The 26,601-nt window shown below is 70.5% G+C and carries 28 protein-coding genes; 19 read left to right on the forward strand and 9 right to left on the reverse strand.

Going from position 1 to position 26,601, the window contains the following annotated elements; genetic code table 11:
• Positions 1-74 precede the first annotated feature (74 nt).
• From AB0C35_RS34505 to AB0C35_RS34515, 3 genes are all read left to right on the forward strand, one after another.
• Positions 75-875 (forward strand): SAM-dependent methyltransferase, encoded by an 801-nt coding sequence (locus AB0C35_RS34505; protein ID WP_358465511.1) that lies wholly within the window; start codon positions 75-77, stop codon positions 873-875.
• 248 nt (positions 876-1,123) lie between these two features.
• Positions 1,124-1,669 (forward strand): hypothetical protein, encoded by a 546-nt coding sequence (locus AB0C35_RS34510; RefSeq protein WP_358465514.1) that lies wholly within the window; start codon positions 1,124-1,126, stop codon positions 1,667-1,669.
• A 67-nt stretch (positions 1,670-1,736) separates the two neighbouring features.
• The gene (locus tag AB0C35_RS34515) at positions 1,737-2,609 is read left to right on the forward strand and encodes an IclR family transcriptional regulator (protein WP_358465517.1); all 873 of its coding nucleotides are present in this window, start codon (positions 1,737-1,739) and stop codon (positions 2,607-2,609) included.
• 164 nt (positions 2,610-2,773) lie between these two features.
• Here the strand turns inward: AB0C35_RS34515 and AB0C35_RS34520 are convergent, their stop codons facing one another.
• From AB0C35_RS34520 to AB0C35_RS34540, 5 genes are all read right to left on the reverse strand, one after another.
• Positions 2,774-3,262 (reverse strand): flavin reductase family protein, encoded by a 489-nt coding sequence (locus AB0C35_RS34520; protein ID WP_358465520.1) that lies wholly within the window; start codon positions 3,260-3,262, stop codon positions 2,774-2,776.
• A 16-nt stretch (positions 3,263-3,278) separates the two neighbouring features.
• Entirely contained in the window at positions 3,279-4,487 is a 1,209-nt protein-coding gene (locus AB0C35_RS34525) for an acyl-CoA dehydrogenase family protein (protein WP_358465523.1), read from the reverse strand.
• 26 nt (positions 4,488-4,513) lie between these two features.
• The gene (locus tag AB0C35_RS34530; RefSeq protein WP_358465526.1) at positions 4,514-6,010 is read right to left on the reverse strand and encodes an aldehyde dehydrogenase family protein; all 1,497 of its coding nucleotides are present in this window, start codon (positions 6,008-6,010) and stop codon (positions 4,514-4,516) included.
• Positions 6,007-6,405, reverse strand: a complete 399-nt coding sequence (locus tag AB0C35_RS34535) for a nuclear transport factor 2 family protein (RefSeq protein WP_358465529.1) — start codon at positions 6,403-6,405, stop codon at positions 6,007-6,009. The genes AB0C35_RS34530 and AB0C35_RS34535 overlap by 4 nt, the downstream gene beginning before the upstream one ends.
• Before the next feature lie 76 nt (positions 6,406-6,481).
• Positions 6,482-7,528 (reverse strand): LuxR C-terminal-related transcriptional regulator, encoded by a 1,047-nt coding sequence (locus AB0C35_RS34540; protein WP_358465532.1) that lies wholly within the window; start codon positions 7,526-7,528, stop codon positions 6,482-6,484.
• A 327-nt stretch (positions 7,529-7,855) separates the two neighbouring features.
• On the opposite strand from AB0C35_RS34540, the gene AB0C35_RS34545 reads away from it, so the two are divergent.
• The 4 genes from AB0C35_RS34545 (at position 7,856) to AB0C35_RS34560 (ending at position 11,507) form a co-directional block, all read left to right on the forward strand.
• Entirely contained in the window at positions 7,856-9,502 is a 1,647-nt protein-coding gene (locus AB0C35_RS34545) for an NAD(P)/FAD-dependent oxidoreductase (protein WP_358465535.1), read from the forward strand.
• Positions 9,503-9,631: 129 nt separating this feature from the next.
• On the forward strand, positions 9,632-10,000 hold the full coding sequence (locus AB0C35_RS34550) for a nuclear transport factor 2 family protein (protein ID WP_358465538.1): 369 nt from the start codon (positions 9,632-9,634) through the stop codon (positions 9,998-10,000).
• Between the two features lie 173 nt (positions 10,001-10,173).
• Entirely contained in the window at positions 10,174-10,869 is a 696-nt protein-coding gene (locus tag AB0C35_RS34555; protein WP_358465541.1) for a 3-oxoacid CoA-transferase subunit A, read from the forward strand.
• Positions 10,869-11,507, forward strand: coding sequence for a 3-oxoacid CoA-transferase subunit B (locus AB0C35_RS34560; protein WP_358465544.1), 639 nt, complete (start codon positions 10,869-10,871; stop codon positions 11,505-11,507). The genes AB0C35_RS34555 and AB0C35_RS34560 overlap by 1 nt, the downstream gene beginning before the upstream one ends.
• 6 nt (positions 11,508-11,513) lie before the next feature.
• On the opposite strand, the gene AB0C35_RS34565 is transcribed toward AB0C35_RS34560, so the two are convergent.
• Positions 11,514-12,536 carry a DNA polymerase IV gene (locus tag AB0C35_RS34565; protein WP_358465547.1) on the reverse strand — a complete coding sequence of 341 codons (1,023 nt, stop codon included), beginning with the start codon at positions 12,534-12,536 and terminating at the stop codon, positions 11,514-11,516.
• A 162-nt stretch (positions 12,537-12,698) separates the two neighbouring features.
• On the opposite strand from AB0C35_RS34565, the gene AB0C35_RS34570 reads away from it, so the two are divergent.
• Both AB0C35_RS34570 and AB0C35_RS34575 read left to right on the forward strand, forming a co-directional pair.
• On the forward strand, positions 12,699-13,328 hold the full coding sequence (locus tag AB0C35_RS34570) for an ATP-dependent Clp protease proteolytic subunit (RefSeq protein WP_358465550.1): 630 nt from the start codon (positions 12,699-12,701) through the stop codon (positions 13,326-13,328).
• Positions 13,325-13,933: an ATP-dependent Clp protease proteolytic subunit gene (locus AB0C35_RS34575; protein WP_358465553.1), complete on the forward strand. Its 609-nt coding sequence runs from the start codon at positions 13,325-13,327 to the stop codon at positions 13,931-13,933. Before AB0C35_RS34570 ends, AB0C35_RS34575 begins: the two co-directional genes overlap by 4 nt.
• Here the strand turns inward: AB0C35_RS34575 and AB0C35_RS34580 are convergent, their stop codons facing one another.
• Positions 13,934-14,299 carry a helix-turn-helix transcriptional regulator gene (locus AB0C35_RS34580; protein ID WP_358465556.1) on the reverse strand — a complete coding sequence of 122 codons (366 nt, stop codon included), beginning with the start codon at positions 14,297-14,299 and terminating at the stop codon, positions 13,934-13,936.
• Between the two features lie 112 nt (positions 14,300-14,411).
• On the opposite strand from AB0C35_RS34580, the gene AB0C35_RS34585 reads away from it, so the two are divergent.
• Positions 14,412-15,548, forward strand: a complete 1,137-nt coding sequence (locus tag AB0C35_RS34585) for an FAD-dependent oxidoreductase (protein WP_358465559.1) — start codon at positions 14,412-14,414, stop codon at positions 15,546-15,548.
• A gap of 104 nt (positions 15,549-15,652) precedes the next feature.
• Here the strand turns inward: AB0C35_RS34585 and AB0C35_RS34590 are convergent, their stop codons facing one another.
• The gene (locus AB0C35_RS34590) at positions 15,653-16,687 is read right to left on the reverse strand and encodes a helix-turn-helix domain-containing protein (RefSeq protein WP_358465562.1); all 1,035 of its coding nucleotides are present in this window, start codon (positions 16,685-16,687) and stop codon (positions 15,653-15,655) included.
• A 106-nt stretch (positions 16,688-16,793) separates the two neighbouring features.
• Here AB0C35_RS34590 and AB0C35_RS34595 point away from each other — a divergent pair, with 106 nt between their 5' ends.
• Positions 16,794-17,702 (forward strand): alpha/beta hydrolase, encoded by a 909-nt coding sequence (locus AB0C35_RS34595; RefSeq protein ID WP_358465564.1) that lies wholly within the window; start codon positions 16,794-16,796, stop codon positions 17,700-17,702.
• Positions 17,703-17,838: 136 nt separating this feature from the next.
• Here AB0C35_RS34595 and AB0C35_RS34600 read toward each other — a convergent pair whose 3' ends face one another.
• On the reverse strand, positions 17,839-18,645 hold the full coding sequence (locus AB0C35_RS34600) for a GntR family transcriptional regulator (RefSeq protein WP_358465567.1): 807 nt from the start codon (positions 18,643-18,645) through the stop codon (positions 17,839-17,841).
• Between the two features lie 197 nt (positions 18,646-18,842).
• Between AB0C35_RS34600 and AB0C35_RS34605 the strand changes: the two genes are divergently transcribed.
• From AB0C35_RS34605 to AB0C35_RS34640, 8 genes are all read left to right on the forward strand, one after another.
• Positions 18,843-20,093, forward strand: coding sequence for an extracellular solute-binding protein (locus AB0C35_RS34605; RefSeq protein ID WP_358465570.1), 1,251 nt, complete (start codon positions 18,843-18,845; stop codon positions 20,091-20,093).
• Positions 20,094-20,120: 27 nt separating this feature from the next.
• Positions 20,121-21,122: a sugar ABC transporter permease gene (locus AB0C35_RS34610; RefSeq protein ID WP_358465573.1), complete on the forward strand. Its 1,002-nt coding sequence runs from the start codon at positions 20,121-20,123 to the stop codon at positions 21,120-21,122.
• On the forward strand, positions 21,119-21,952 hold the full coding sequence (locus tag AB0C35_RS34615; protein ID WP_358465575.1) for a carbohydrate ABC transporter permease: 834 nt from the start codon (positions 21,119-21,121) through the stop codon (positions 21,950-21,952). Before AB0C35_RS34610 ends, AB0C35_RS34615 begins: the two co-directional genes overlap by 4 nt.
• Before the next feature lie 64 nt (positions 21,953-22,016).
• Positions 22,017-23,561 carry a beta-N-acetylhexosaminidase gene (locus AB0C35_RS34620; RefSeq protein ID WP_358465578.1) on the forward strand — a complete coding sequence of 515 codons (1,545 nt, stop codon included), beginning with the start codon at positions 22,017-22,019 and terminating at the stop codon, positions 23,559-23,561.
• 58 nt (positions 23,562-23,619) lie between these two features.
• Entirely contained in the window at positions 23,620-25,059 is a 1,440-nt protein-coding gene (locus tag AB0C35_RS34625; RefSeq protein WP_358465581.1) for a cellulose binding domain-containing protein, read from the forward strand.
• A 156-nt stretch (positions 25,060-25,215) separates the two neighbouring features.
• Positions 25,216-25,611, forward strand: coding sequence for a metalloregulator ArsR/SmtB family transcription factor (locus AB0C35_RS34630; RefSeq protein ID WP_358465584.1), 396 nt, complete (start codon positions 25,216-25,218; stop codon positions 25,609-25,611).
• Complete coding sequence (locus AB0C35_RS34635) at positions 25,544-26,026, forward strand: SRPBCC family protein (protein ID WP_358465587.1); 483 nt, start codon at positions 25,544-25,546, stop codon at positions 26,024-26,026. The genes AB0C35_RS34630 and AB0C35_RS34635 overlap by 68 nt, the downstream gene beginning before the upstream one ends.
• Positions 26,013-26,594 (forward strand): TIGR03086 family metal-binding protein, encoded by a 582-nt coding sequence (locus AB0C35_RS34640; protein WP_358465590.1) that lies wholly within the window; start codon positions 26,013-26,015, stop codon positions 26,592-26,594. Before AB0C35_RS34635 ends, AB0C35_RS34640 begins: the two co-directional genes overlap by 14 nt.
• Positions 26,595-26,601: the final 7 nt, after the last annotated feature.

The following is a 26,601-nucleotide window of genomic DNA, read 5'->3' on the forward strand; positions in this document are numbered from 1 at the left end:
CACTACTTTCGCACGATGTCACCGTTTAAGATCATTTTTACAGACCCACCGCCGACGGCAGACGGGAACTACCGGTGTCGCAACAGCCAGGCGTGCCCCAGGGGATCGACCCGAACACCCCCAACGTGGCCCGCATGTACGACTACGTGCTCGGCGGGAAGGACAACTACGCCGCCGACCGCGAGCTCGCGGGCCACCTCATCGCGTCCATCCCGGACGGCGTCGAGGCCCTGCGCGCGAACCGCCGCTTCCTCGGCCGCGCCATCGCCTACGTCGCCGAGCTGGGCATCGACCAGTTCATCGACCTCGGCGCGGGACTGCCCAACCAAGGCAACGTCCACGAGATCGCCCAGCGCGTCCACCCGGACGCGCACGTCGTCTACGTGGACATCGACCCGATCGTGATCGTGCACGCCCGCGCCCTGCTGGCCGCCGACGACCGCACGGCCGCGGTCCAGGCCGACATGCGCGCCCCCGCAACGGTCTTCGCCTCCGACGCCGTGGCCCGCCTCATCGACTTCGACCGCCCGGTCGGCGTCATCTTCAACGCCATGCTGCACTTCGTCACCGACGCCGAGAACCCCGCGGGCATCGTCGCCGCCTTCACCGACCGCATGGCCCCCGGCAGCCACCTCGTCATCTCCCACAGCACCCTGGACGACCGCCCCGCCGATCTCGTCGAGATCATCGAGACCGCCTACGAGAACGCCTCCGCGCCCATGGTCTTCCGCGACCACGACCGGATCCTGCGCCTGTTCAACGGCCTCACCCTCGTCGAACCGGGGCTGGTCAAGGTCAACCGGTGGCACGCCGACGACCAGGAGGCCGCGGCGAGCGGCGGCGCCTGGGTCTACGGCGGCGTCGCCGCCAAATGACCCCGCCGGCGGCCTAGGTTCCGCCGCCGAGGTCACGAATCCGCCCGGCCGTCCGCGCCGCGGTGGTCCGGTGGGCGGACTGAGGCGTTACCGGTCGTTTCGGGCGAGGTGTTCTCCTCTGTCTCACCGACACATGGTGGCCCGTCCACCATGCCGAACCGAGACCGGACAGAGGAGAGGCCGATGGTCTCCGACCCGCCCGCCCAGCCGGCGCCCGCCGCGGACACCGAGCCGCGGGCCCTGCCGTAATGGCGCGCATCGTCCTGGGCGTCGGCGCCTCGCACTCGACGCTCATGAACACCCACTGGGACGAGGTCGAGCACGTCGACCGTGCCGAGCGGTTCCGCGATGCCCTCGGCGAAGCCCGTAACGCGGTCCGGGCCTGGGAGGCGGCCTCGGGCCGCCCGCACCGGGCGGTTCCGGACAACAGCGGCGCCACCGACGCCAAACTCCTGCGGGCGCGCGGTATGCCCACGGCCCGGGTCGGGATGCCGAAGGTCGTGCCCGACCACGGGGCGGCCGACTTCGCCCTGGGGATGAACACGGTCGCCGTGACGGCGATGCGCCGCCTGTGCGAGGTGCTCGCCAGGGTCAGGGTGGCGAACGCGCTCGGCGACGTCCCGGAAGCGCAGGCCATGCACGAGGCGATTCCCGGCTCACAGCTGGAGCTGTTCGACGACACCGGCCACTGGCCCCAGCACGAGCAGGCCGCCCGCTACAACCCGCTCAGCCTCGGGTTCCTCGCCGAGGTCTCGGGCCGGCGCGCGCCCCGCGGTTCAGCGCCGACCGGGTGAGCACCGCCGGTCCGCTAAATGGAACTCGTCCGTTGACATGGCTATTTCCCCAGGTCAACATCGGTCCATGGACGCCGCCAGAGATTTGATCATTCAGTCCGGGCCGCTCGGACGACACCCGGCGGGCGGCGGCGTCGAACCGGGCGTCCCCAGCGGCGGACGACCGGATTCCGCTCACGGTGCACAGGAGCCGGCCACCGAAGGCAGCAGCGTGCTGGGCAAGGCCCAGCTCATCCTCGAAGCCTTCGGCATCGACGACGAAGCGCTGGGCCTGTCGGAGCTGACGCGCCGGACCGGCCTGGCGAAGGCGTCCGTGCACCGGCTCAGCCAAGAGCTGGTGCACTGGGGGTTCCTGGAGCGGCGCCACGGCAAGTACAGCCTGGGCATGCGGCTGTTCGAGATCGGCCAGCGGGTTCCGCGGCAGCGGATCCTGCGGGACCTCGCCCGGCCGTTCATGGAGGATCTGCTGCAGGCCACCGGTCAGACCGTCCATCTCGCCGTCGTCGACGGGCTGGAGGTCCTCTACCTGGAGAAGGTCTCCGGGCACGCGCAGGTCGGACGGCCGTCCCGGGTCGCCGGGCGAATGCCGCTGCACTGCACCGCCACCGGCAAGGCCCTGTTGGCCTTCGGGCCTCGCAGCCTCTTCGAGGAGGTCGTGGCGGCACCGCTCGCCAGGACGACCGCCCGCACGACGATCGCCCCCGGCCTCCTGGAACAGGAGCTCGAGCGCGCCCGCGAACTCGGCTACGCGGTGGAGTACGAACAGGCCCGCGTCGGATACATGAGCGTCGCCATCCCGCTGGCCGGCGCGACCGGCGCGACGGTCGCGGCCCTGTCGGTCACCGGTCCGGCCGCCCCCGGCAAGGCCGAACGCTATGCGAGCCTGCTGAACATTGCGGGCCGCAGGATGACCAGGCTGCTCAGCGTCCAGGACGTGTGAGCCCGGCCCCGGCCGTGAGAGCCCCGCACTCGGCCGCGCGGTGTGATGGCCGGTGAAACGAGAGCGGCACGGGCACCGGTGGATTCCAGTGCCCGTGCCATGCGCATCGACGGTCGGCGGACGCGGTTTCGGCGCGTCGCCGTCACCTCATCGCGGCTTCCTCCTCAAACCGGTGCCAGCCTGCGGAACCGGCTGGTGTGGAAGACCAGCGGAGGGGTTTCCGGCCTGGCGAGCAGGCCGCGGACCTCCAGCAGCACGATCACGTGATCGCCGGCCGGGATCTCATCGTGGAGGAGGCAGTCCAGCCATGCGGTCGCGTCGAGGACGAACACTCCCCCGCCCGGCCGGTGCTCCCAGTCGACCCCGTCGAAGCGGTCGCCCTCCTTGCGGGACAGGCGCATGCAGGCCTCGTTGTGGCTCTCGGCGAGCACGCTCAGCCCGAGGCGCGGCGCGTGCCGCAGCTTCGGCCAGGTCGCCGAGGTGTCCTGGACGCATATCGACACCAGGGGCGGGGCCAGCGACACCGACGTGAACGTACTCGCCGCCATGCCGGTCGGCGTCCCGTCGACCAGCGCGCACACCGCCGTCACTCCCGACGGGAAGCATCCGAAGGTCCGGCGGAGTGCGACGACGTCCTCGGTGACCTCCTGCATCTCGGCCACCCGCTCGTCAGGCCGTGGCCAGCGAGGGGGCCCGCGCCGGGTCCAGCCCCATCGTGATCAGGCCGGCCATCTCGGCGCTGGCGTAGGCGTTCGGCGGCATGATCGCCGCGGTGGTCACGTCGCGCAGCATGCGCTCGTACCCCCGGGGGCGCATCAGGGCGTTCAGGCCGCCCGCGGTCGTGCCGAGCTCGACGACCCGTCCGATCGCGTCCGCGAGCATCAGCTTCGCCTGCAGATAGGCGTGGCAGGTGCCGAGGCCCGGGCCGGCCGTGTCCGCCCTCCATGCGGCGTGGTACATCATCAGCCGGGCGGCTTCGACGTGCGTCGACAGGCGCCCGACCGCCGAGCTGATCGTCGGGTGGTATCCCATCGGCTGGGCGTATCCCTTCGCCTTCCGCGTGCCCAGGTTCTCGACCAGCCAGGCCACCATCGCCTCGACGAGACCGAGGTAGCAGCCCGTGTACCCGCCCCAGCTGACGGCCGCCTGCGCGACGATCCAGTTGTTGACGAAGTCGTCGATCGGCCCCAGCACGAGCTCCGCGGGGACGTGCGCGCCGTCGATCCTCACCTGGTTGCTGCGCGTCGCCCGCATCCCGAGCGTGTCCCAGACGTCGGCGACCTCGATGTGCCCCGGTTGCGCGACCGGCAGCAGGAACGCGATGACCAGTGCCGGATCATCGATCCAGTCGGGACGGGCGAACATGAAGGCGTAGTCGCTCGCCTCCCAGATCGAGGCGTACATCTTGGTCCCGCTCACCCGCAGGCCGCCGTCGGCGGTGCGGGTGGCCGTCATCGTCGGCAGGAACGAGCCCGGCAGGAGGCTGGACGAGGACGGCTCGGACAGCGGCGCCGAGATCAGCGCGCCATCGTCGATCACCAGCGACGCCACGTGCTTCTTCGCCGCGGCGTCGAACGACGGCAGTTCCCCCACCAGGCGCGTGGCCACGTAGTGCATGTTGAACCCGAGGGCCGTCGAGGCATCGCCCTGTGCGAGCTGCTCGACGGTCGCCAGCCACGCGGCCGACCGCACGCCGAGCCCGCCCAGACCGGTGGGCAGTCCCGCGCCGTACAGCCCCGCCGACCGCAGGGCGGCGAAGTTCCCCTCCGGGATACGGCGCTGTTCGTCGGCGTCGGCAGCGCCCTGCGCGAGTACGCCCGCAAGCCCTTTCCCGATCTCCGCCATCCGCCGGCTCTGTTCATCTAGCTGGAAATCCATGGTTCCTCCACGTTTCGTGCGGGGCGTCAGTCCCACATGGGCGGACGCGCGGTGTCGAGGCTGACGTTGACGACCTTCGTGGCCTGGTACTCGGCGATCGTCTCCGCGGCGCCCTCGCGGCCGAAGCCGCTGGCCTTGACCCCGCCCTGCGGCTGACCGAGGGGGGTGGCGAACCAGGTGTTGACCCAGACCATCCCCGCCTCAAGGCGTCCGGCGATGCGGTGGGCCCGTGCCAGGTCGGTCGTCCACACGCCGCAGGCGAGCCCGTACGCCACCGAGTTCGCGCGAGCGACGGCCTCGTCCTCGTCCGACCAGCGCTCGACGGTGAGGACCGGCCCGAAGAACTCCTCGCATGAGGCGCTCGTCCCGCCGTCCGGGTCGGTCAGGACCGTCGGGCGGTAGAAGGCGCCGCCGCCGAGCTCGCCGCCCAGATCCGGGACACGGTGCCCCGCGCACACGGTGGCGCCCTCGGCGACGGCCCTGTCGACCGCCTGCACGACACGATCACGGTGAGCGGCGCTGATGAGCGGGCCGACCTGTGTCGACGCGTCCAGCGGGTCGCCGACACGGATCCGGTCGGCGCGCGCCGTGATGCGGTCCACCAGCTCGTCGTGCACGTCGGCGTGGGCGAGGAGCCGGGAGGCGGCGAAGCACACTTCGCCGTTGGCCGCGAAGATCCCGGTCAGGACGTCATCGGTCAGCGTGTCGAGATCGGCGTCCGGGCCCACGATGAGCGAGCCCTTGCCTCCCAGCTCCATGAGCGCCGGGGTCAGCCGGGCGCCCGCCCGGCTCAGGATCGTCCGCGCGCTCGCCGAGCCGCCGGTGAAGCTGATCTTGGCGATGCGCGGGTCGGTGACCAGCGCGTCGCCCGTGGTGGCGCCCAGGCCGGTGACGACGTTGACGACCCCGGGCGGCACCAGGTCCGCGATCGCCTCGACGAAGCGGACGGTGCTCACCGACGCGAGCTCAGACGGTTTGACCACGATCGTGTTGCCCGCCGCGAGGGCCGGCGCCAGTTTGTGGGCGATCGAGATGAGCGGCGAGTTCCACGGAACGATCGCGGCGATGACGCCGAGCGGCTCCCGCCTGGTGTAGACGTGCGACGTTTCCGGCGCCCCCTGGATCGTCTCCCCGTGGACGCCTCTCGCCATCCCCGCGAAGTACCGGAAGATCTCCGCCGCGGTCGGCACGTCGATGAGCCCGGCCTCACGGATCGCCCGCCCGTTCTCCGTGGCGAGCAACGCCGGCCAGTCCGCCGCCGTCGCGGTCAGCCGATCGGCAATCGCCCACAGCACGGCCTGCCGGTGCGCCAGGGAGGTCGCCCGCCACGTCTCGAACGCCGCTGCCGCGGACGTGACCGCCTCGCCCACGACCGCGGCGTCGCAGTCGGCGACGTGCGCCCACGTCCGCCCCGTCGCCGGTTCGACCGCCGCGATGACGTCCGGCACCGGTCGCGCCTCGCCGCCGACGATCGCCGGCAGGGGCCGGTCGATGGTCAGCCGGCCCGTCCCGACCGTGGTCACGAGTCGAGTCCTATGTGGACGGAGTGGAACGGGTTGTCGATCACGATGCGCCATGTGCCGTCCGCCTGGCGCCGGAAGACGTTCGAGTCGATCGCGCTCATCTCGACCGGCTCACCGTCGGGGCCGGTCCCGGACAGCTCCCACCGGAGCGCGACCAGGACGATGTCGTCGGCCTCGACCCGGTGCAGTTCCTCGATCTTCAAGTGCGGCTTGAGTTCGAGGAATTCCCCCAAGGCCGCGCGAAGCTGGACCATGCCACGCGCCGGCTCCGTACCCGGCCCGGTCTGGAACACCGTGTTCTCGTCCCAGACCGACAGCGCGGTGTCCAGATCGCCGGCGTTCATCGCCTCGATGAACAGATCGTTGAGCTCGGTGACACTGTTGTGTGATCCCATGCCGTGAACGATATGAATCGTTCATTCCGCGCACATCGCCCGTTTATGGGAATGCGCGGATCACCCGAACGTGGGATCACCGCAGGAGCAGACCCGCCAGCTCCACCCGGGAATGCACGCCGAGCTTCGAATAGATCGACTTGAGATGGTGCTTGACGGTGTTCGGGCTGATATGCAGCTGTCCGGCTATCTCATGGTCACGCCGCCCGACCGCGACGAGTTCCGCGATCGCCGCCTCACGGTCGGTGAGGAGACGGCGCAGCGCGGGCGCCGGCGCCGGCGCGGGAGCGTCGGCCGACAGGATCGACACGATCACCGAGGGACGCTCGGGCAGGGGCGCCGACGTCACCGTGATGCCGGTCGCCACACCGTTCCCGGCGGGCCGCACCGTCAGCCGCCGTGTCGCCTCGCCGCCGTCGATCGCCGCGTCGAGGAAGGGCCACGCGTCGTCCGCGGCGTCGAGCAGCGCACGCGCGGGCCGGTTGGCGTGACGCTCGGCCCGCTCCAGGTCGGTGACGACGATCGCCTGGCCGCTCGCCTCGAGCGCGCCCCACCACGCCGCCCGCTCGGCATCGATCGCCATCACCAGATCCGTCGCGGCGACCGCTGCCTGGAACATCATCGCCGCCACGGTCGCCTTGCGCCGGTCGCCGTCGTCGAAGGGGGGCTCGCCGCCGTTGCGGGCGAAGTTGATGGTGCCGACGACCTCCCCGCCACTGATCAGGGGCGCGCACATCACGTGCGCCATGTCGTAGTGCCGGAACAGATCCCGGACGATCGGCGCCCGCCGCCACTGGTCGGCCGGCTTCACCAGGGAATCGTCCCAGGCGCGGCGCGCCGCCACCGCCCCGCGCAGGACGGGGTCGACGGCCCGGCCGAACCGCTCGTAGCGATGCGCGTAGAACCGGCTGAGCCCGCGTACCGCCGACGCCCGGGGTCTGCCCGTCCGCTGATCGAACAGGTAGACGCCGTAGGCGAAGGACGGCACATGGCCGGCGACCCAGTCGAAGTAGCGGTCCTGCAACTCGTCCAGGCCCTTGGCGGTGACGAGCACCGCCAGCCCGGAACTCAGTCGCTCTTCGTCGGCGGCCACCGCCTCGCCGACATGACTGTCGTCGCCCATCCAGTGAGTATGCGCCGCCGATATGCCACCGCGCCAGGCAGCACGGCCAGCAATTTGTCGGTATGTCTCGTGTGCCGCCTCCACAATGGAGGCGCATCCGCCTGCTCGGTCCACTCAGCGGTCCGCGTGCGAGTGTCCGCGGCTTCGCCACTTGCGAGATCGGCGGCGCTATCGGAGACCCCGAACTCCAGCCCCAGGGTAGAAGGAAAGGCCGCTCGAAGTGCCCCTTTTGCCGGGTTCCGGATATAACATTCATGCTTCTGGTCGCTGAATGTGTGCGGGTTCTCCCTGCTCGCTCCCGCCGGACTCCCGAAAGGAAATCCAAGGATGACCCAGACGTCACCGCGGCCGCAGCAGGTCGCCGAGGAGAGCCCCCGTAAGGTCGACGCGGTCGTGGTCGGCGCTGGGCTTTCCGGCCTCTACATGCTGCACAAGCTGCGTGGGCTCGGCCTGTCGGTGCAGGTCTACGACAAGGGTGAGGGCATCGGCGGCACGTGGTTCTCGAACCGCTATCCCGGGGCACGCGTCGACGTGAAGAGCATGGATTACGCCTACTCGTTCGATGCGGCGCTGGAGCAGGAATGGGAGTGGACCGAGAAGTACCCGGCTCAGGAGGAACTGCTCAGGTACATCGAGCACGTTGCCGACCGCTTCGACCTGCGTCCGCACATCCGGCTCCGGACCCGGGTGGCCGAGGCGGTGTTCGATGGGGGCGCCGGGCGCTGGCACGTGCGCACCGACCGCGGCGGCGAAGTGTCGGCCCAGTACTTGATCATGGCGACCGGCTGCCTGTCGGCGTCCAAGCTGCCGGAGGTGCCCGGCCTGGAGAGCTACGGCGGCGACTGGTACCACACGGGGCACTGGCCGGAGGAGGGCGTGGACTTCACGGGGAAACGGGTCGCGGTGATCGGCACGGCGTCCTCGGGCGTCCAGGTCATTCCGCTCATCGCCGAGCAGGCCGCACAATTGACGGTGTTCCAGCGCACGCCCAATTTCGTGATACCCGCGAACAACCATCCGCTCGATCCCGAAGACCAGCGGTCGGTGAAGGCCCGTTACGCCGAGGTGCGCAAGGCGAACCGCGAGTCCGGATTCGGTGTCGCGTTCCCCGAGGCGACCCAAGGGGCGATGGAGGTGTCGGACGAGGAGCGCGACGGCTACTACCGCAGAGTCTGGTACGACGAGGACAACAGTCTCGTCAGCCTGCTCAGCGGCTACAACGACCTGATCCTCAACAAGGAGTCCAACGACACCATCGCGCAATTCGTCCGTGACCGGATCGCCGAGGTCGTCGAAGATCCCGAGGTCGCCGAGGAGTTGCAGCCCAGGGACCATCCGCTGGGGGCCAAACGCCCCTGCCTGGGTACGAACTACTACGAGACGTTCAACCTGCCGCACGTGAGCCTGGTCAATGTGCGCAGGACACCTCTCGTGGAGATCACGCCCACCGGCATCCGCACGTCGGAGGACGAATTCGCCTTCGACGCGGTGGTGTTCGCGACGGGGTTCGACGCGATGACCGGCGCACTCATGGCGGTCGACATCCGCGGGCGCGACGGGGCCCGGCTCGCCGAGAAGTGGGCGGAGGGGCCGCGCACCTATCTGGGGATCGCCGTGGCCGGGTTCCCCAACCTGTTCACGATCACCGGCCCCGGCAGCCCATCGGTGCTCTCCAACATGATGGTCTCGATCGAACAGCACGTGGAGTGGGTGGGCGGCGCGATCGCCGCGATGCGAGCCCGGGGCAAGCGGACGATGGAGGCGACCGCCGCGGCCGAGGACGCCTGGACCCGGCACGTCGGCGATGTCGCGCAGGCGACGCTCTACCCGACCGCCGACTCCTGGTACATGGGCTCGAACGTGCCGGGCAAGCCCCGAGTGTTCATGCCCTACCCCGCCGGCGTCGGGCTGTATCGCCAGAAATGCGATGAGGTCGCCGCCGCCGGCTACGAGGGGTTCGACCTCACAGACTGACATCACGGACGTGGCGGCGCGCGGTGGCCGTCGTATGTCGAGAACGCTCCGGCCGCTCCGACCTATCAGGGGCGTCGCCGGTTCGCACTGCGGCTCCCCATGAACGGCACCCGGTTCGAAGGAGCAGAAATGTCACGGAACGTCGAGACCGTCAACACGTACCTGGACGGTTTCCGCAAGAACGATCACGCGCAGATCCTGTCCTGCCTGACCGACGACATCGAGTGGACCGTCTTCGGCGGATTCCACCTGACCGGCAAGGACGCCTACGACAAGGCCATCGACGGCCCGCCCGAACTCGTCAACCCGCCGCACCTGGAGGTCGTGCGCATGGTCGAGCAGGGCGACGTCGTCATGGCCGAGCTCACCGGGACGGTGAAGCGGGCCGCGGGCGGCGAGATGCGCATGTCCATGGCGGAGGTGTTCGTCATGCGTGACGGCAAGATCGCCGAGCGTCGCGCCTGGGTCGTCGAACTGAAGGAGAACGACTACCGCTGACCCCGGGAGTTCGATGACGGGCGGGCGGCCCGGCCGGCGACACGCCCCGGGCCGCCGTCGACGAGCGCCTCCGCGGCCCGCGCCGCCGTTCGCGAAGGGCACCGCGGTGCGGCACCGATGGCCGAGCACGGCCATCATGGGTGACGCGACCGCAACGTCATCGGAGGAGCAGCGTGAGCAAAGCGCAGATTTTCGCGTCGCCTGACGAGGCGGTGAGCGTCGTCAAGGACGGCGACACCGTTCTGGTGGGCGGCTTCGGATTCGCCGGCATGCCGTTCGACCTGATAGACGCCCTGATCCGGCACGGCCCGGGCGACCTCACCATCGTGTCCAACAACGCCGGCAACGGCGAGGTGGGCCTGGCGGCCCTGCTGAAGGCCGGCCAGGTGCGCAAGGTCCTGTGCTCCTTCCCCCGGCAGGCCGACTCCCACGTCTTCGACGGCCTCTACCGCAGCGGGCGGATCGAGCTCGAGGTCGTCCCGCAGGGCAACCTCGCCGAGCGGATGCGGGCGGCCGGGGCGGGCATCGGGGCGTTCTACTGCCCGACGGGCGTCGGCACGCCGCTCGCCGAGGGCAAGGAGACCCGCACCATCGACGGACGCGACTACGTCCTCGAGTACCCGATCAAGGGTGACGTCGCCCTGATCTCCGCTCACACCGCCGACACTGCGGGCAACCTCGTGTACCGCAAGACCGCCCGGAACTTCGGCCCGGTGATGGCCGCGGCCGCCGCGGCGACCGTCGTCCAGGTCGCGTCGATCGTGAACGCGGGGCAGATCGACCCGGAGGCCGTCGTCACCCCGGGCATCTACGTCGACCGCGTGGTCCAGGTCGAACCGCGTCACTACACCGTGCAGGGAGCCCGCTGATGCCGCTCAATCCAGACCAGCTCGCGGCCCGGGTCGCGCAGGACATCGAACCGGGCAGCTACGTCAACCTCGGCATCGGCCAGCCCACCAAGGTCGCCGACCACCTTCCCGTCGGCGGCGGTGTCGTCCTCCACACCGAGAACGGCATGCTGGGCATGGGCCGCGCAGCCGTCGGCGACGAGGTCGACCCTGACCTCACCAACGCCGGCAAGGTGCCCGTCACCGAGACGCCCGGAGCCGCGTACTTCCACCATGCGGACTCCTTCGCCATGATGCGCGGCGGCCACCTCGACGTGTGCGTCATGGGCGCCTTCCAGGTCTCGGCGAGCGGTGACCTCGCCAACTGGGACACCGGCGCGCCCGGCTCGATCCCCGCCGTCGGCGGCGCGATGGACCTGGCGATCGGCGCCAAGCGCGTCTACGTGATGATGGGGCTCTTCGCGAAGAACGGCAGCCCGAAACTCGTGCCCACCTGCACCTACCCCCTCACGAGCGTCGGCTGTGTCAGCCGCGTCTACACCGACCACGCCGTGTTCGAGATCGCCCCCGACGGCGTCCGCGTGCTCGAATCCTTCGGCACGCCCGTCGAGGAGCTCCGCGCCCGCTTGGAGGTGCCGCTCGTGGTCGGCGCCCACTGAGGCGGCTCAACGTGCGAACTGGGCGCGGACGCCCAGCAGCCGCACCGGCCGTCGATCGGTGAACGCGTCGAGCGCGCCCAGGGCGGCCTCCTCGATCCGGGGCGCCTCGATGCCCGGCCGCTCCAGCGCCCGGCCGTGGGTCTGCGTGAAGAAGGGCGCGTACCGGACCTTGACGATGACGCGGGCGACATCTCTCCCGTCGGCCGCGGCGTCGCCGGCGACCCGGCGCGCCAGATGAGAGACTCCGCGGCGCACGTCCTCCCAATCCCGCAGATCCTGCTGGAACGTGGTCTCCCTGCCGACCGAGCGCGGGACGTACGGCGCGTCGGTCACCGGCGAGTGGTCCTCGCCTCGGGCGAGCCGCACCAGCCACGGGCCGGTCGCGGGGCCGACGGCCTCGGCCATGGCACCCGGATCCGCCGCCGCGAGGTCGCCGACGGTGGCGATGCCCATGCCCTTCAGCCGCTTGGCGGTCTTGGCCCCGATCCCCCACAGCGCATCGGTCGGCCGGTCGCCGAGCACCTCGAACCAGGTCCGCCGCGTCAGCCGGAAGACCCCGCCCGGTTTGCCGAAACCGGTCGCCAGCTTGGCCTGCAGCTTGTTCTGCCCGATGCCGACCGTGCAGTCGAGTCCGGTCGCCGCGAACACCCGGTCACGGATCTCCTGGGCCATCGCCTCCGGGTCGTCCCGGTCGACGGCGAGGAACGCCTCGTCCCAGCCGAGCACCTCGACCACGGCGTCGAAACCCCGCAACGTCGCCATGACCCGGTCCGAGGCGGCCTCGTAGGCCTCCCTGTCCACGGGCAGGAACACCGCGTCCGGGCAGCGCCGCACCGCCGTGCGCAGCGGCAGCCCGGAGTGCACGCCGTAGGCGCGGGCCTCGTACGACGCCGTGCTGACCACACCGCGCTTGGCCGGATCGCCGTCACCCCCGACGACGACCGGCCGCCCGCGAAGTTCGGGGTGGCGCAGCACCTCGACGGCGGCGATGAACTGGTCCAGATCGACATGCAGGACCCAGAGAGCCACACCTCATTCTCGCTCTACCAGCACGAATGTGACCAACTTGATCTCCGTGACCGCACGAAACCCCACCGACGGCCGGGCCGTCGCGGGACGTGCTGCTCTGGGCGGATCCGCCGTGGGCAGATCAGGCGGTGGCCAGGGTGCGCGCCGGCGCAGAGTGTAGGCATGAGTGAGGAACAGAGAAGCCCGTTGTTCAACGAACGAGTGCGGCGTGAGCTCTACCAGCAACGCGTTCTCGTCCTCGACGGCCCGCTGGACGACGACAACGGCACCCTGCTGGCGACGCAGCTGATCACCCTGTCGAGGGAGGACTCGTCCACCGACATCGCGCTGTGGATCCACTCCCCCGGCGGATCGGTGCCGTCGATGCTCGCGATCCGCGACGTCATGCGGCTCATCCCGTGCGATGTGTCCACACTGGTGCTCGGCATCGCCTACAGCGCCGGCCAGTTCCTGCTGTCATCGGGAACCCGCGGCAAACGCCGCGCCATGCCGCACGCCCGGGTCCTGATGCACCAGGGCTCCGCCGGAATCGGCGGCGCCGCCGTCGACATCGAACTGCAGGCCAACGACCTGCGCCACACCCGCGACACCGTCCTCGGGCTCATCGCCGAGGACACCGGCCAACCCCTGGAGCGGGTCTTCGAGGACTCGTTGCACGACCGCTGGTACACCGCCCAGGAAGCACTCGACTACGGGTTCATCGACTCGATCGTCACCACCATGGACGACATCGTGCCGACCGGCCATCGGCCCATCGGGCTCGGCATCCCGTCCGGAGGAGCCGCCCGATGAGCACCTACACGATCCCGAACGTGATCTCGCAGAACCCTCGCGGTGAACGGATCATGGACGTCTACTCGCACCTGCTGACCGAACGGATCATCTACCTCGGCACCGCCATCGACGCGGGAGTCGCGAACGCCCTCGTCGCGCAACTGCTGCACCTGGAGGCCGACAGCCCCGAACGCGACATCCAGCTGTACATCAACTGCGAAGGCGGAGACCCCAGCGCGATGCTCGCCGTGTACGACACGCTGCGCTACATCCGTCCGAACGTGGCGACGACCTGCGTGGGGCAGGCGGTCGCCGTCGGCGCCGTGCTCCTGGCCGCGGGCACTCCCGGCAAACGCGCCGCCCTGCCCCACACCCGCGTCGTCCTGCACCAGCCGACGGGGCAGAGCCGCGGGGCGATCCCCGACCTCATCCTCCAAGCCGACGAGGTGGTGCGCGTCCGCGCCGACATCGAACACATCCTGTCCCGGCACACCGGCCAGGACACCGCGACGCTGCGCGCCGACACCGATCGCGACCGCGTGTTCACCGCGAAGACCGCGCTGGACTACGGCCTCATCGACCACGTCATCGAGGAACGCCAGCCGGTCCCCGTGTCCGCGTAGTCAGGCGGCGAGCGCGTAGGCGGCCTGGCAGGTCGGGCCCGCCGGAGGCGCTGCGGCCGGCGCGGTCAGGAGGCTCGTCGCGACGGCGAGCGTCAGGTCGCCGAGCGTCACGTCCAGGGCGCCGGCGACCGCGGCGATCATCTCGCTCGAAGGCTCCTTGACACCGCGTTCCATCTCGGAGAGGTACTGCGGCGAGACCCCCGCACGGCGGGCGGTCTCGACCAGTATCTCGCCGCGTTCGAGGCGCAGGCGCCTCAGGCAGTGGCCGAGCGCGTCGCGCCACAGCGGCTCCGCCGGCGGGCGCGTCGCGGTCGGGTCGTACGGCTTGTCGTCGGCAGGCATGAGCTGTCGGGTCATCTCGGCCATGCGCACATCGTAAGTCGGCGGTGCCGTCAGGTCCTACGCGTTCCGCCCACCGCAGAATGGCGGCGATCGACACCTCTCGCGACGGCCGGGAGCGGGTGCCATTCTGAAGGGCATGCGGATACTGGTCGTGGGCGCCGGGATCATCGGGGCCGCTCTGGCGGACCGGCTCACCCGTCCGGCACCCGGTGGCCGTTCGCAGGATGAGGTCACGGTGGTGGAGGAGGGGCAGGAGCCCGGCGCCGGGACGTCCGGCACGAGCTACGCCTGGCTCAACGCCAACGACCCGGCGGACCCCGCCTATCACCGGTTGCGGACGGCGGCGCTGTCCACCTGGCGGGACGTGGCCGCCGAGTTCGGCGACCCGGCCTGGTACCGGCCGTCGGGCAACACGACGTGGGCGGCCGCCGAGGACGCGAAGGCCCTCCTGGCCGACCGCGTCGCCCGTCTGGCCGACCTCGGTTATGCCGCCGAACTGATCGATGCCGACCGGCTGCGCGAACTCGAGCCGCACATCCGGGCCCCACAGGGCGCGCTCATCGCGCACTACTCCGACGAGGGTTACGTGCACGGTGGCCCGGCCGCGCGGGCTCTGGCCCGGCGCGCTCGTGAATCGGGCGCCCGCATCGTCACCGGTCACCGCGCGGTCCGCCTCAACACCGAAGGCGACCGCGTGACCGGCGTCCGGCTGGACGACGGCCGGGATCTGGACGCCGACCTCACGATCTGCGCGGCGGGCCGGCGCGGTCCCGCGCTTTTGGCCACCGCCGGTGTCCCCCTTCCCCTGGTCGACCCGTCCGAGCCCGGCTCGGCCGCCCCGTGCCTCGTCGCCACCACCTCCGCGGCACGGGGCGTCCTCAACGGTCTCGTCCACGCCCCCGGGCTGTCCGCCCGGCCGGCGGAGGGCGGCGGTCTCGTCCTTGAGGCCGGCGACCTGGACGCCGGTGTCGACGAGTCGGCCTCCCCGGCCTTGATACGGGCGGTCGGCGCGGAACTCCTCGCCCGTGCGCGTGCGCTCGCCCCCGGGCTGACGGCGGACATCGCCGAAGTGCGACGGTGCGTCCGCCCGCTGCCCGTCGACGGGTACCCGCTCACCGGCTCCCAGCGGCCCGGCCTGTACACCGCGGTCACCCACAGCGGCATCACGCTCGGCCCCCATCTCGCAGTGCTGATCGACCAGGAGATCCACGGCCACCCGTCGCCGGCGCTCGACCCCTACCGCCCAGACCGCGCGATCCCCCATCGTGCGTGAGCAGCACCGCGAGCGCGTCCGCCGCTTTGCACGCTTACGCGCAATCCCCCATCGCGCGTGAGCAGTAGCGCGAGCGCGTCCGCCCGTTCACACCTCTGGCGGGCTCAGTCGTCGAGTAGGCGCCAGGTGGTGAGCGCGAGTCTGGCCCGTGTCAGTCCGGTGGGCTCGGTGAGGTCGGCGCCGAGGGCTTTTCCGATGTGTTCGAGCCGGCGGGCGATGCTGCTGTGGTGCAGGTGGAGAAGGTCGGCGGCGCGGCGCAGGGAGCCGGTGGCGCAGTAGGCGTCCAGAGTCTCCAGGTCGTCGGGGTTGCCGGACATGCGGGCGATCGCGGCCACGTCGGCGTTGTCGCGTGCGGCGTCCTGGGGAATCTGGGCGAGCAGCGCCATCGCCCCGAGGTCGTCGTGGTGGACGACCGGCTGGCGCGGGGTGGTGAAGCGGAGTGCGGTGCGGGCCTGCCGCCAGGACCGGCCGGGGCTTTCGGTGGCACCGATGCCCGCGCGGACGCCCGCCGGGAACCGGGCCGGGTCGATGGTGGTGGCCAGGATGACGCCCACGTCGTCGAGTGGCGCCGCCTTGACCGGGCGGGCCGGGCAGATCAGCCCGGCGACCTGGTCGAGGGGAAGCCGCGACCGGACGGCGGCGACGCGGACCGGCAGGTCGGCGGCGAACCCCAGGAGCCGCAGCGCCCGGGCCCTGGCCGCCTCGTCGCCGCCGGCGATGATCGCCAGTTCGACCAGGGCGGGGTCGGCCATTGTGGTGCGCGCCGGTCCGTACCTTTCGAGGACCGCCGCGGCGGCGATGGCGAGCCGGTCCAGCAGCACCTCGTCGAGCGGGACGGGCGGGCCAGGCCGTTCCAGCCACACCGCGCCGATCTCCTCCTCATCGAGCGTGATCGGCGCGGTGATGGACGCGGGCGATTGCGGGTCGGGCGCCTGCCCGCCGTCCGGCGCGACGCGGATCACCCGTCCGGTGCCGTGGATCCGGATCCCGGCCACGCACTCGGCCAGGCCCGCCGAGGCCCGGGCGAGCACCGGCAGATCCACCCGCCGGCGCATCAGCGTGTCGTAGAACGCGACGACGCGGATCGCGCCTTCGGCGTACGAGTCCAGTCCCGACAGCCGCACCGCCAGTGCCTCCATGAACCAAGGATAAGGACGGGGCGGGCGCCGGACGGTGCGTGAACAGGGCGGGATGCGCGACGGACGGCGGATGATCTCGTGGATGCCGTCCATGAGGATGGGCCCCATGGATCCCGAACTCGACGCGTTCATCCCGCTGATGCCGAAAGTCGACCTGACCGATCCGGTCACCGCGCGCGAGAAGCTCGCCGAACTGGCCGCCTCGGCGCCGAGCGCGGTCGCCGCGGCGCCGGACGCCGGCATGGAGGTCGAGGACCGCACGGTGCCCGCCGATCCGGGCGTCCCGGTGCGGATCTACCGTCCGGACGGGGCACGGGGCGCCGTCGTCTGGATGCGCGGCGGCGGCTGGGTCTTGGGCGACCTGGACGCCGAGCACCCGACGGCCGCGCGCATCGCCGCCGCCTCCGGCGCGGTGGTGATCTCGGTGGACTACCGGCGGGCGCCCGAGCACCGGTTCCCGGCCGCCCTGGACGACGTCCATGCCGTGCTGACGTGGGCGGCCGGGCACGCGACCGAACTGGGCGTCGATCCCGGCCTGATCGCGGTCGGAGGCCACAGCTCCGGCGCCGGGCTCGCGGCCGCGGCGGCTTTGCGGGCCCGCGATGAGCAGGGGCCGCCGATCCGTTTCCAACTGCTCAACCAGCCCGCGCTGGACGACCGGCAGGAGACGTGGTCGCAGCGCAACTTCACCGACACGCCCTGGCAGGACCGTGACTCGATCACCGCGGTGTGGCGGCACTACCTGGGCTCCCGGCCCGCCACCCCGTACGCCGCCCCCGCCCGTGCAGCCGACCTGTCCGGCCTGCCGCCGGCCTACGTCGCCGCCGCGGAGTTCGACCCGCTCCGCGACGAAGACATCGAATACGCGCTGCGCCTCTTGCAGGCGGGCGTGTCGGTCGAGTTGCACCAGTGGCCCGGCACGTTCCACGGCTCGCAGGCCATCCTGTCCGCCGAGGTGTCGCAGCGGCAGGTCGCCGAACTCGGCGCCGCGCTGCGCCGCGCCCTCGCCGGGTGAGGTGAACGATCAGCCGGACGGCCGCGGATTCGATGGCCGTCCGGCGGTGGCGGTCGCCGATCGGTCGCACCGGCCTCGGCCGGACGCGTCGAGGACGGGGGCGAAACGGCGCCGTGGGCTACCGGGGTGGTGTCGCCTACTGGACGTCGCCTGTGGTGGTCGTGGCGACAATGCCCCGGTCGCTGAAGTCGCCTGGGGGGATGCCGGGTTGGTGCCCGAGGTTCGCCGTGGTGTCCGAGGCGGTGTCCGCCAGGGCGAGCCGGGACACGATGCGGTAGCGGTCGCCGCGGTAGATGCTGCGCACGTACTCGACGGCCTGACCGTCCCTGTCGTAGGTGAGGCGCTCGATGAGCAACGCCGGCGACAGGACGGGGACCAGGAGTTCGCCGGCCTCCGACTCGCTCACGACGGTCGGTTCGATGGACTGGACGGCCTCGCACACGTGGACGTCGTGATGGTCGCGCAAATGGTCGTAGAGCTCTCCCGCTTCGAGCTCCTCCGTGGTGAGCCGCGGAACGAGCCGGGCCGGAATGTGCAGATGCTCGATGGCCATGGGGACGCCGTCGACCAGCCGAAGGCGTGAGATGTAGCGAAGCTCCGTGGCGGGGGAGACATTGAGCTTCCGGCTGATGCGGGCGCCGGCCTGGACGGTGTTCAAGGTCAGTATGCGGCTGGTCCAGAAACCGGACGCCCGGGGAACGCCCATGGTGGCGCCGGACGAGACGAGCTGCTGGGTGATCTTGTCGGCGGCGATGAAGGTGCCGCGGCCGTGCCGGCGGACCAGGTGGCCGAGGGCGATGAGCTCGTCGACGACGGCCCTGAGCGTGGGACGCGAGACCGCCAGCTGATCGCTGAGCAGGCGTTCGGAGGGGATCGGGTCGCCGGGCCTGCCGGCTTCGATCAGCCCGAGGAGGTGCTCCCGGACTCGATCACGTTTCGGCATGGCACTGGCCGTGCGGTTCAACCTGGGCATCCTCGTTCCCCTTCAACTTACAACTGGTAAAGCGATGAGGGTAATGCTTTACCAGTCCGCCGCAGCGCTTCCTGCACAGGCGTTGACACGCCGCGCCACCCATGTCACCGTACTCCATACCACTGGCACCTGACCACTGGTCAGTTACCTCTCTGTGGAGAACCCCCATGAAGACACGTCTCATCGCTGGTGCCGCCTGCCTGATGGTCTCCATCACCCTGGCCGCCTGTTCCGCCTCCGACGACACGACCACGGACGGTCCTCAGGAACTCACCGTCTGGCTCATGAAGGACAGTGTCTCCCAACAACTGCTGGATCGTTTCGAGAAGGACTTCGAGCGCACGCACAAGAACCTGACCCTGGACATCCAGATCCAGGAGTGGGAGGGCATCGGCGAGAGAGTCACGGCCGCGCTGGCCAGCAAGGACGCCCCCGATGTCATCGAGGTCGGCAACACCCAGGTCGCGCAGTACTCGGCCAGCGGCGGCGTCGTCGACCTCACGGGCAAGATCGAGGACCTGGGCGGAGCGGACTGGCTGCCCGGGCTCGCCGAGCCGGGGAAGATCGACGGCAAGCAGTACGGCATCCCCTGGTACGCCGCCAACCGTGTCGTGATCTACAACAAGGCGCTCTTCGCGAAGGCGAAGGTCAAAGCGCCGCCGAAGACGCGCGAGGAGTGGCTGGAGATCACCGGGCGGCTCGACTCGGGCACGACGCAGGGCATCTACCTGCCCGGCCAGAGCTGGTACGCCCTGGCCGGGTTCATCTGGGACGAGGGCGGCGACCTGGCCGTCGAGGAGGGCGGGAACTGGAAGGGGACGCTCGACTCCCCCGCGGCGCTCAAGGGCATGGACTTCTACAAGCGGCTGCAGGCCCTCGGCAAGGGACCCAAGGACTCCGACGAGGCCGAGCCGCCCCAGGCGAACGTCTTCGCCAAGGGGGACGTCGCCCAGATCATCTCCGTGCCCGGCGGCGCGAAGCTCATCGAAGAGGCCGCCCCCGAACTGAAGGGGAAGATCGGGTTCTTCCCCATTCCCGGGAAGACCGCCGACAAGCCCGGGTCGGTCTTCATCGGCGGCTCGGACCTGATCATCCCCGTGGCGTCCGCCGATCCCGACGGCGCCTATCAAGTGGTCAAGGCGCTGGCCGGCACGAAGTGGCAGACCGAGCTGGCCAGGACCATGAGCTACGTCCCGAACCGGACCTCGCTGGCCTCGGTGGTCGAGGACGACGAGGGAACGGCCGCCATGGCCGCCGGAGCGGCGCAGGGCCGGGCCACCCCGAACACCCCCAACTGGGCCGCCGTCGAGGCCAGCAACCCGATCAAGCAGTACATGACCTCCGTCCTGACCGGCGGCGATCCCGCCGAAGCCGCGCGGACCGCTTCGTCGAGCATCACCACGACGCTGAACTCCTGACGAGGCGCCACCGGAAAGGAGCGGGCCGTGTCACCACCCACCGGCACCCGGCCGGCGCGAGCGTCGATCCCCGGACGGAACCCGTCCCCGAACCGCCCGGGACCGCTCCGCCCGGGCCGGACGCGCCGCCCCCGGCGCCTGCGCCCGGCCGTTCTGTGGCCCTACCTGCTGATCTGTCCCGCCGTCGCGGGCTTCGTCCTCCTGCTGGCGTATCCACTGATCCGCAACCTGGTGATCTCCTTTCAGGACTTCGGGATGCGCGAGCTGATCCGCGGCGGCGCGGGCTTCACCGGCCTCGGCAACTACCGGGAGGTCCTGGCCGATCCCGAGTTCTGGGAGGTCGTCCGGCGGACGTTCTGGTGGACGCTGGTCAACGTGGTCCTGATCATGGGTCTGTCCACGCTGGTGGCCCTGATGATGCAGCGGCTCGGCAAGAGGATGCGGATCCTGGTGATGAGCGGGCTCGTGCTCGCCTGGGCCAGCCCGGTCATCGCCACGACCACCGTCTTCCAGTGGCTGTTCTCCTCCCGGCTCGGGGTGGTCAACTGGATCCTGGTCCGGATCGGGTTCGAGTCCTTCGAGGGGTACTCGTGGTTCGCCAACGGCCCGGCCACCTTCGCCATCCTCGTCGTCCTCATCGTCTGGCAGTCGGTGCCCTTCGCGGCGATCACGCTGCACTCGGCGATGCTCACGGTGCCGGGCGAACTGTACGAGTCGGCCCGTATCGACGGAGCCGGCAGCTGGCGGCTCTTCCGGTTCGTCACCCTGCCCGTCCTCAAGCCGATCTTCGGGCTGGTCCTGTGCCTGGAGATCATCTGGGTCTTCCGCTGCTTCGCGCAGATCTGGGCCGTCAGCAGGGGCGGACCGAACGGCGCGACCACCACGCTGCCCGTCTACGCCTACCAGGTGGCGCAGTCCCTGCATCGCTACGACCTGGCCGCGGCGGTGGCGACCATCACGGTGCTCATCCTGGTCGCCGTCCTGATCCTCTACTTCCGGCAGATGTTCAAGCAGGAGGCCGTGCAGTGAATCCCACCCGGCTCAGGCGGATCCCGCTGAACGTCACCGCGCTGATCGTGTTCGTACTGTCGATCTTCCCCGTGTACTGGATGATCCTCACGGCGTTCAAACCGGCCGAGGACATCCAGGCGGCCACCCCGCGCTTCCTGCCGACATCGGTGACCTTCGACCACTTCACCACCGCGGTGAACGCGGACGGCTTCTGGTTCTTCTGGCGCAACAGCCTGATCGTGACCGTCGCCTGCGTCCTGCTGACGCTGGTGGTGGCGCTCGGCTCGGCGTTCTCCGTGGCGCGACTGCGGTGGAAGGGACGGCGCGGCTTCATCCTGATGATCTTCATCGCCCAGGTCGCCCCCTGGGAGGCGCTGCTGATCCCGATGTACATCATCGCCCGCGACACGAACATGCTGGACCGCCTGGCGACGCTCACCCTGATCTACTTCATGCTCACGCTGCCGTTCACGATCGTGACGCTGCGCTCCTTCTTCACCGCGATCCCGGTCGACCTGGAGGAGGCCGCGCAGGTCGACGGCTGCACACGGGCCGCGGCCTTCCGGAAGGTGACGCTCCCGCTGCTCGCGCCCGGCCTCCTGGCGACCTCGTTGTTCGGCTTCATCACCGCGTGGAACGAGTTCGCCTTCGCCAACATGCTCATCATCAAGAACCAGGACGAACGCACGCTCCCGGTCTGGCTGTCCTCGTTCTCCAACATCTTCGGCACGGACTGGGGCGCCACCATGGCCGCCTCCACGCTCTTCGCCCTGCCCGTCCTCATCCTCTTCCTGGTCCTGCAGGGCCGGGTGGCCGCCGGAATGACCAGCGGCGCAGTCAAGGGCTAGTCCCCCGCTCCCTCGCCCGCTCCCTCAGCTCACATCACACGCCCGTACGACCGAAGGCTGCTGCATGCCCACATCGAGCAACCATTTCAATCTGGTCCCCTTGCCCGGCCGGGTGGACGCCAGGCCCGGTTCCTTTCTCCTCGGCCCGGACACCGCCGTCCGGGCGCTCCCCGGCACCCGGCCCGCCGCCGATCTCCTGTGTGAACTGCTCGCTCCCGCCATCGGCCGTCCATTGCCGTCGGCCGCCGACGGAAACGTCATGCTGAGCTTGGACGACGACCTGTCCGCGCTCGGCGGCGAGGGCTACGACCTGGACGTCCGCACCGACACCGTCGTGCTGCGCGCCCACCGGCCGGCCGGCCTGCAACGCGGCGTCCAGACCCTGCGCCAGTTGCTGCCGCCGCGTGCTCTCGCTCGCACGCCGGGCGATTCCGACGCGTGGGAACTGCCCTGTGCGCAGATCACCGACAGTCCCCGTTTCGCCTGGCGAGGCGCGATGCTGGACGTCGCGCGCCATTACCAGCCCATCGCTTTCCTCAAACGTTTCGTCGACCTGCTGGCCTTCCACAAGCTCAACGTCTTTCACCTTCACCTGACCGATGACCAGGGCTGGCGCATGCCGGTCGCCGCCTATCCGAAGCTGACCGAAATCGGCGGCCGGCGCCGGGAGACCACCGGGGACGGAATCCCGCACGGCGGCTTCTACACCCGCGCGGAACTGGCCGGCCTCGTCGCCTACGCACAGGCACGCGGCGTGGACGTGGTTCCGGAGATCGAGATGCCCGGCCATGTCCGGGCGGCGCTCGCCGCCTACCCGGAGCTGGGCAACGATCCGGACCGGCGGCTGGAGACCTGGACCCGGTGGGGCGTGTGCGACACGATCCTCGGCGTCCACGACGAGGTTCTGGATTTCTGCCGCGCGGTCCTGGACGAGGTCATGGACGTCTTCCCGTCCCGCCATCTGCACATCGGCGGCGAGGAGTGCCCCACCACCGAATGGGAGGCCAGTCCACGGGCGTCGCGGCGGGCGGCCTCGCTCGGTCTGCCCGGACCGAAGGCGCTGCACGGATGGTTCATGGGAACGATGGCCGACCACATCGTCGCCCGCGGCCGGACCCCCCTCGGCTGGACGGAGAACGGGCAGGATCTGCCGCCGGCGTTCACGGCCGCCACCTGGCGCGACGACGAGCACGGCCTGGCCGCCGCCCGCCGGGGCCAGCAGATCGTCATGGCGCCCCACATCTCGACCTATCTCGACTATCCCCAGTCCGACAGCCCGCACGAGCCCGCCGGCCAGCCGGGACTCGTCGTCGACCTCAAGACCGTCTACCACACCGAGCCGGCCCCGGATCACTGGGAACCGGAGGCCGCGGCTCGCGTGCTGGGCGCGCAGGCGCAGCTCTGGACCGAGTACGCCCCGACCGCCGAGCACATCGAGTACATGGCCTACCCCCGGCTCGCCGCCATGGCCGAGGCGACCTGGACCACCGGGCGTACATGGCCGGGCTTCCAGGCCCGCATGCGCGTCCACCAGGCCCGGCTGGACGCGCTCGGCGTCACCCGCCGCCCCCCGCGGAAGGAGGTTCCCGCACAAGAGACCGGATCATGACCACCGCAAACCCTCTCATCACCCCCGTTCAACCCACCCCCACCGAGAGGAATCGACCATGTCCATCCCGCGTCCTGGCACGGCCACCCGAATAGGCACGGCCATCGCAACGACCCTGGCCATCGGCGGGCTCGGCACCGCCGCGCTCACCGCGCTTCCCGCCAGCGCCGCCGCGGAGGCGGTGCAGGTCCAGTACCGCACCAGCGCCGGCGGAGCCACCGCCTACCAGTCGGAGCCGTGGTTCAAGGTGGTCAACACCGCGTCCACGCCGCTCTCCCTCAGCCAGGTCAAGATCCGCTACTACTTCAAGGCCGACGCCGCCGGCACCCAGTACCGGTTCGCGTGCTCATGGGCCAGGAAGGGGTGCGGCAACATCACCGGCACCTTCGGCGCCCTGGCCGAGCCCACCGCGACCGCCGACCGCTACCTGGAGATCGCCTTCACCTCCGGGGCCGGCTCCCTCGCCCCGGGCACCGACACCGGTGACATGCAGTTGCGCTTCTACCGCGCCGACTGGCAGAGCCTCACCCAGTCCGACGACTACTCCTTCGACGGATCCAGAACCGCCTACGGCGCCTGGGACAAGGTCACCGCGCACATCGGCACCGCCACGGTCTGGGGCACCGCCCCGGCCGGCAACCCGCCGACGGACCCCCCGACCGACCCGCCCACGGACCCGCCCGCCGACGGCCCCACGCTCTTCGACGACTTCGACTACACCTCGCACACCGACCCGGCGATCGGCGCCCACGGCTGGAGCGTCCGCGCCAACTCCGGCGGGCCGGGCGTGCCGGGAGCCACCTGGGCCCCGGAGAACGTCACCTTCGCCATGGAGGGGACCAACTCGATCATGAACCTGGAGACCTCCACGGCGGGCACCGGCGCGACCACCGTGCACACCGAGGTCCTCACCAAGGCGATGAAGTTCAAGAACGGCACCTACGCCGCCCGGGTGAAGTTCTCCGACGCGCCGATCTCGGGACCCGACGGCGACCACGTCGTCCAGACCTTCTTCACCATCAACGACCTCACGGCGCCCATGGCCGACGACTACGCCGAATACGACTTCGAGTATCTCCCGAACGGCGGCTGGGGCGAGCCCTCGAACATCCTCTACGCCACCTCCTGGGAGACGTACCGCCCGGACCCGTGGGAGGCCGTCAACCAGCACTCCCAGACGCGCACGAGCTACGCCGGCTGGCACGATCTCGTGCTCACCATCGACGGCGGCGGCATCCGGTACTACGTCGACGGGCAGTTGTTCGGCACGCACGACGCCCGCTACCTCCCCGAGCGTCCCATGTCGATCAACTTCAATCAGTGGCTCATCGACCTCAACGGCCAGACCGCGACGACCCCCCGCTCCTACGACGAGAAGATCGACTACGTCCTCCATGTGAAGGATCAGGTCCTCACGCCCGCGCAGGTGACGGCCAAGGTCGACGCCTATCGCGCGGCCGGCACCGGTTTCGAGGACACGGTGCCCGGCGGGCAGTGAGCGCCGCCCGCCACTGCTAGTCGCCCGCCACTGCTAGGGGTGCGTGGGGCCGAACGGCCTCACGCACCCCTAGCAGCACTTTCAACCGTGCGGTTGACGCGCGGGGGATCCACTGTCTACGGTGGTTTCAACCGAAAAGTTGAAACTGGAGGGGCGATGACCGCGGATGCGCTGTCCCGAGTCTTCGCCGCCCTCGCGGATCCGACCCGGCGCGACATGGTGGCCCGGCTCTCGGAGGGCGAGGCGACCGTGAGCCAGCTGGCCGGGCCGTACCGGATGACGCTGCAGGCCGTCTACAAGCACCTGCGGGTGCTCGAGGACGCCGGGCTCGTCAGCCGGCCGCGAGGGCCGCAGCCGCGGCCGGTGCGCCTGGAGGTCCAGGCCCTCGATCTGATGGACACCTGGATCGAGCGCCACCGCAGCCGCGTCGAGGAGCGCTACCGCCGCCTTGACGCCGTCCTGGCGGAGTTGAAGGGAGACGAGCATGAGCAGGATCAAAGAGACGGTCATCGAAGCCGACCCGGGCCTGCCGGTCATCCGGGTGATCCGTGACTTCGCGGCGACGCGCGAGCAGCTGTTCCGCGCCCACACCGACCCCGCGTTGTACGCCCGGTGGGTGGGGCCCGACGCCACGACCACCCGGATCGAGCACTGGGACGCGCGCACCGGCGGCAGCTGGCGCTACGTCTCGGTGCACGACGGCACCGAGTACGCGTTCTACGGCTGCTTCCACGAGGTGCGGCCGGACCGCATCGTGCAGACCTTCACGTTCGAGGGCATGCCCGACGACGTCGCACTGGAGACGCTGTGGTTCGAGGACCTGGGCGAGGGCCGTACGCGGCTGCGGGCGCAGTCGCTGGTCGACAGCATCGAAAGCCGCGACGCGTGGCTGCGCAGCGGCATGGAGACCGGTGTCAACGAGGGTTACGCCAAGCTGGAGAGGATGCTCGCCGATGGCTCTGTCTGAGCGCCCGGCCGAGCGGCACCGGCAGATCGCCGGGCTGTTCACCGACCGCGTCCGCGGTGCCCGGTCCTGGGACGCGCCGTCCCCGGTGGCCGACTGGACCGCCCGCGACGTCGTGCGTCACCTGACCGAATGGTTCCCCGCGTTCCTGGCCTCCGGCGCCGGCGTCGAACTGGCCCGCGGACCGTCGGTGGACGAGAACCCGGTGGCCGCGTGGCAGGTTCACTGCGACGCGGTGCAGGCGGTGCTGGACGATCCGGAGACCGCGCACCGGAAGTTCACCAACCCGCACATCGGCACGCTGCCCCTGGACTCGGCGATCGACCGGTTCTACACCGCCGACGTGTTCATGCACACCTGGGATCTCTCCAGGGCCACCGGCCAGGACGACCGGCTGGACGCCGACTTCTGCGCTCAACTCCTCGGCGGAATGGAGGAGATGGAGGAGGTCATCCGCTCCTCCGGCCAGTACGGTCCCCGGGTCGAGGTGCCCGCCGATGCGGACACCCAGGCCAAACTGCTGGGCTTCATCGGCCGGGACCCGTTCTGGCGGGGGCCGGACGCCTCCTGACCCTGAC

Source organism: Spirillospora sp. NPDC048819, from assembly GCF_040650055.1.
Taxonomy (GTDB): domain Bacteria; phylum Actinomycetota; class Actinomycetes; order Streptosporangiales; family Streptosporangiaceae; genus Spirillospora.

Coding starts and splice junctions, on each gene's coding strand:
- AB0C35_RS34640 (WP_358465590.1), top strand. CDS start 26,013: ATGGCTCTGTCTGAGCGCCCGGCCGAGCGGCACCGGCAGATCGCCGGG.
- AB0C35_RS34560 (WP_358465544.1), top strand. CDS start 10,869: ATGCCGCTCAATCCAGACCAGCTCGCGGCCCGGGTCGCGCAGGACATC.
- AB0C35_RS34585 (WP_358465559.1), top strand. CDS start 14,412: ATGCGGATACTGGTCGTGGGCGCCGGGATCATCGGGGCCGCTCTGGCG.
- AB0C35_RS34510 (WP_358465514.1), top strand. CDS start 1,124: ATGGCGCGCATCGTCCTGGGCGTCGGCGCCTCGCACTCGACGCTCATG.
- AB0C35_RS34600 (WP_358465567.1), bottom strand. CDS start 18,645: ATGCCGAAACGTGATCGAGTCCGGGAGCACCTCCTCGGGCTGATCGAA.
- AB0C35_RS34545 (WP_358465535.1), top strand. CDS start 7,856: ATGACCCAGACGTCACCGCGGCCGCAGCAGGTCGCCGAGGAGAGCCCC.
- AB0C35_RS34590 (WP_358465562.1), bottom strand. CDS start 16,687: ATGGAGGCACTGGCGGTGCGGCTGTCGGGACTGGACTCGTACGCCGAA.
- AB0C35_RS34620 (WP_358465578.1), top strand. CDS start 22,017: ATGCCCACATCGAGCAACCATTTCAATCTGGTCCCCTTGCCCGGCCGG.
- AB0C35_RS34570 (WP_358465550.1), top strand. CDS start 12,699: ATGAGTGAGGAACAGAGAAGCCCGTTGTTCAACGAACGAGTGCGGCGT.
- AB0C35_RS34515 (WP_358465517.1), top strand. CDS start 1,737: ATGGACGCCGCCAGAGATTTGATCATTCAGTCCGGGCCGCTCGGACGA.
- AB0C35_RS34540 (WP_358465532.1), bottom strand. CDS start 7,528: ATGGGCGACGACAGTCATGTCGGCGAGGCGGTGGCCGCCGACGAAGAG.
- AB0C35_RS34605 (WP_358465570.1), top strand. CDS start 18,843: ATGAAGACACGTCTCATCGCTGGTGCCGCCTGCCTGATGGTCTCCATC.
- AB0C35_RS34525 (WP_358465523.1), bottom strand. CDS start 4,487: ATGGATTTCCAGCTAGATGAACAGAGCCGGCGGATGGCGGAGATCGGG.
- AB0C35_RS34630 (WP_358465584.1), top strand. CDS start 25,216: ATGACCGCGGATGCGCTGTCCCGAGTCTTCGCCGCCCTCGCGGATCCG.
- AB0C35_RS34625 (WP_358465581.1), top strand. CDS start 23,620: ATGTCCATCCCGCGTCCTGGCACGGCCACCCGAATAGGCACGGCCATC.
- AB0C35_RS34580 (WP_358465556.1), bottom strand. CDS start 14,299: ATGGCCGAGATGACCCGACAGCTCATGCCTGCCGACGACAAGCCGTAC.
- AB0C35_RS34520 (WP_358465520.1), bottom strand. CDS start 3,262: ATGCAGGAGGTCACCGAGGACGTCGTCGCACTCCGCCGGACCTTCGGA.
- AB0C35_RS34635 (WP_358465587.1), top strand. CDS start 25,544: ATGAGCAGGATCAAAGAGACGGTCATCGAAGCCGACCCGGGCCTGCCG.
- AB0C35_RS34575 (WP_358465553.1), top strand. CDS start 13,325: ATGAGCACCTACACGATCCCGAACGTGATCTCGCAGAACCCTCGCGGT.
- AB0C35_RS34535 (WP_358465529.1), bottom strand. CDS start 6,405: ATGGGATCACACAACAGTGTCACCGAGCTCAACGATCTGTTCATCGAG.
- AB0C35_RS34550 (WP_358465538.1), top strand. CDS start 9,632: ATGTCACGGAACGTCGAGACCGTCAACACGTACCTGGACGGTTTCCGC.
- AB0C35_RS34595 (WP_358465564.1), top strand. CDS start 16,794: ATGGATCCCGAACTCGACGCGTTCATCCCGCTGATGCCGAAAGTCGAC.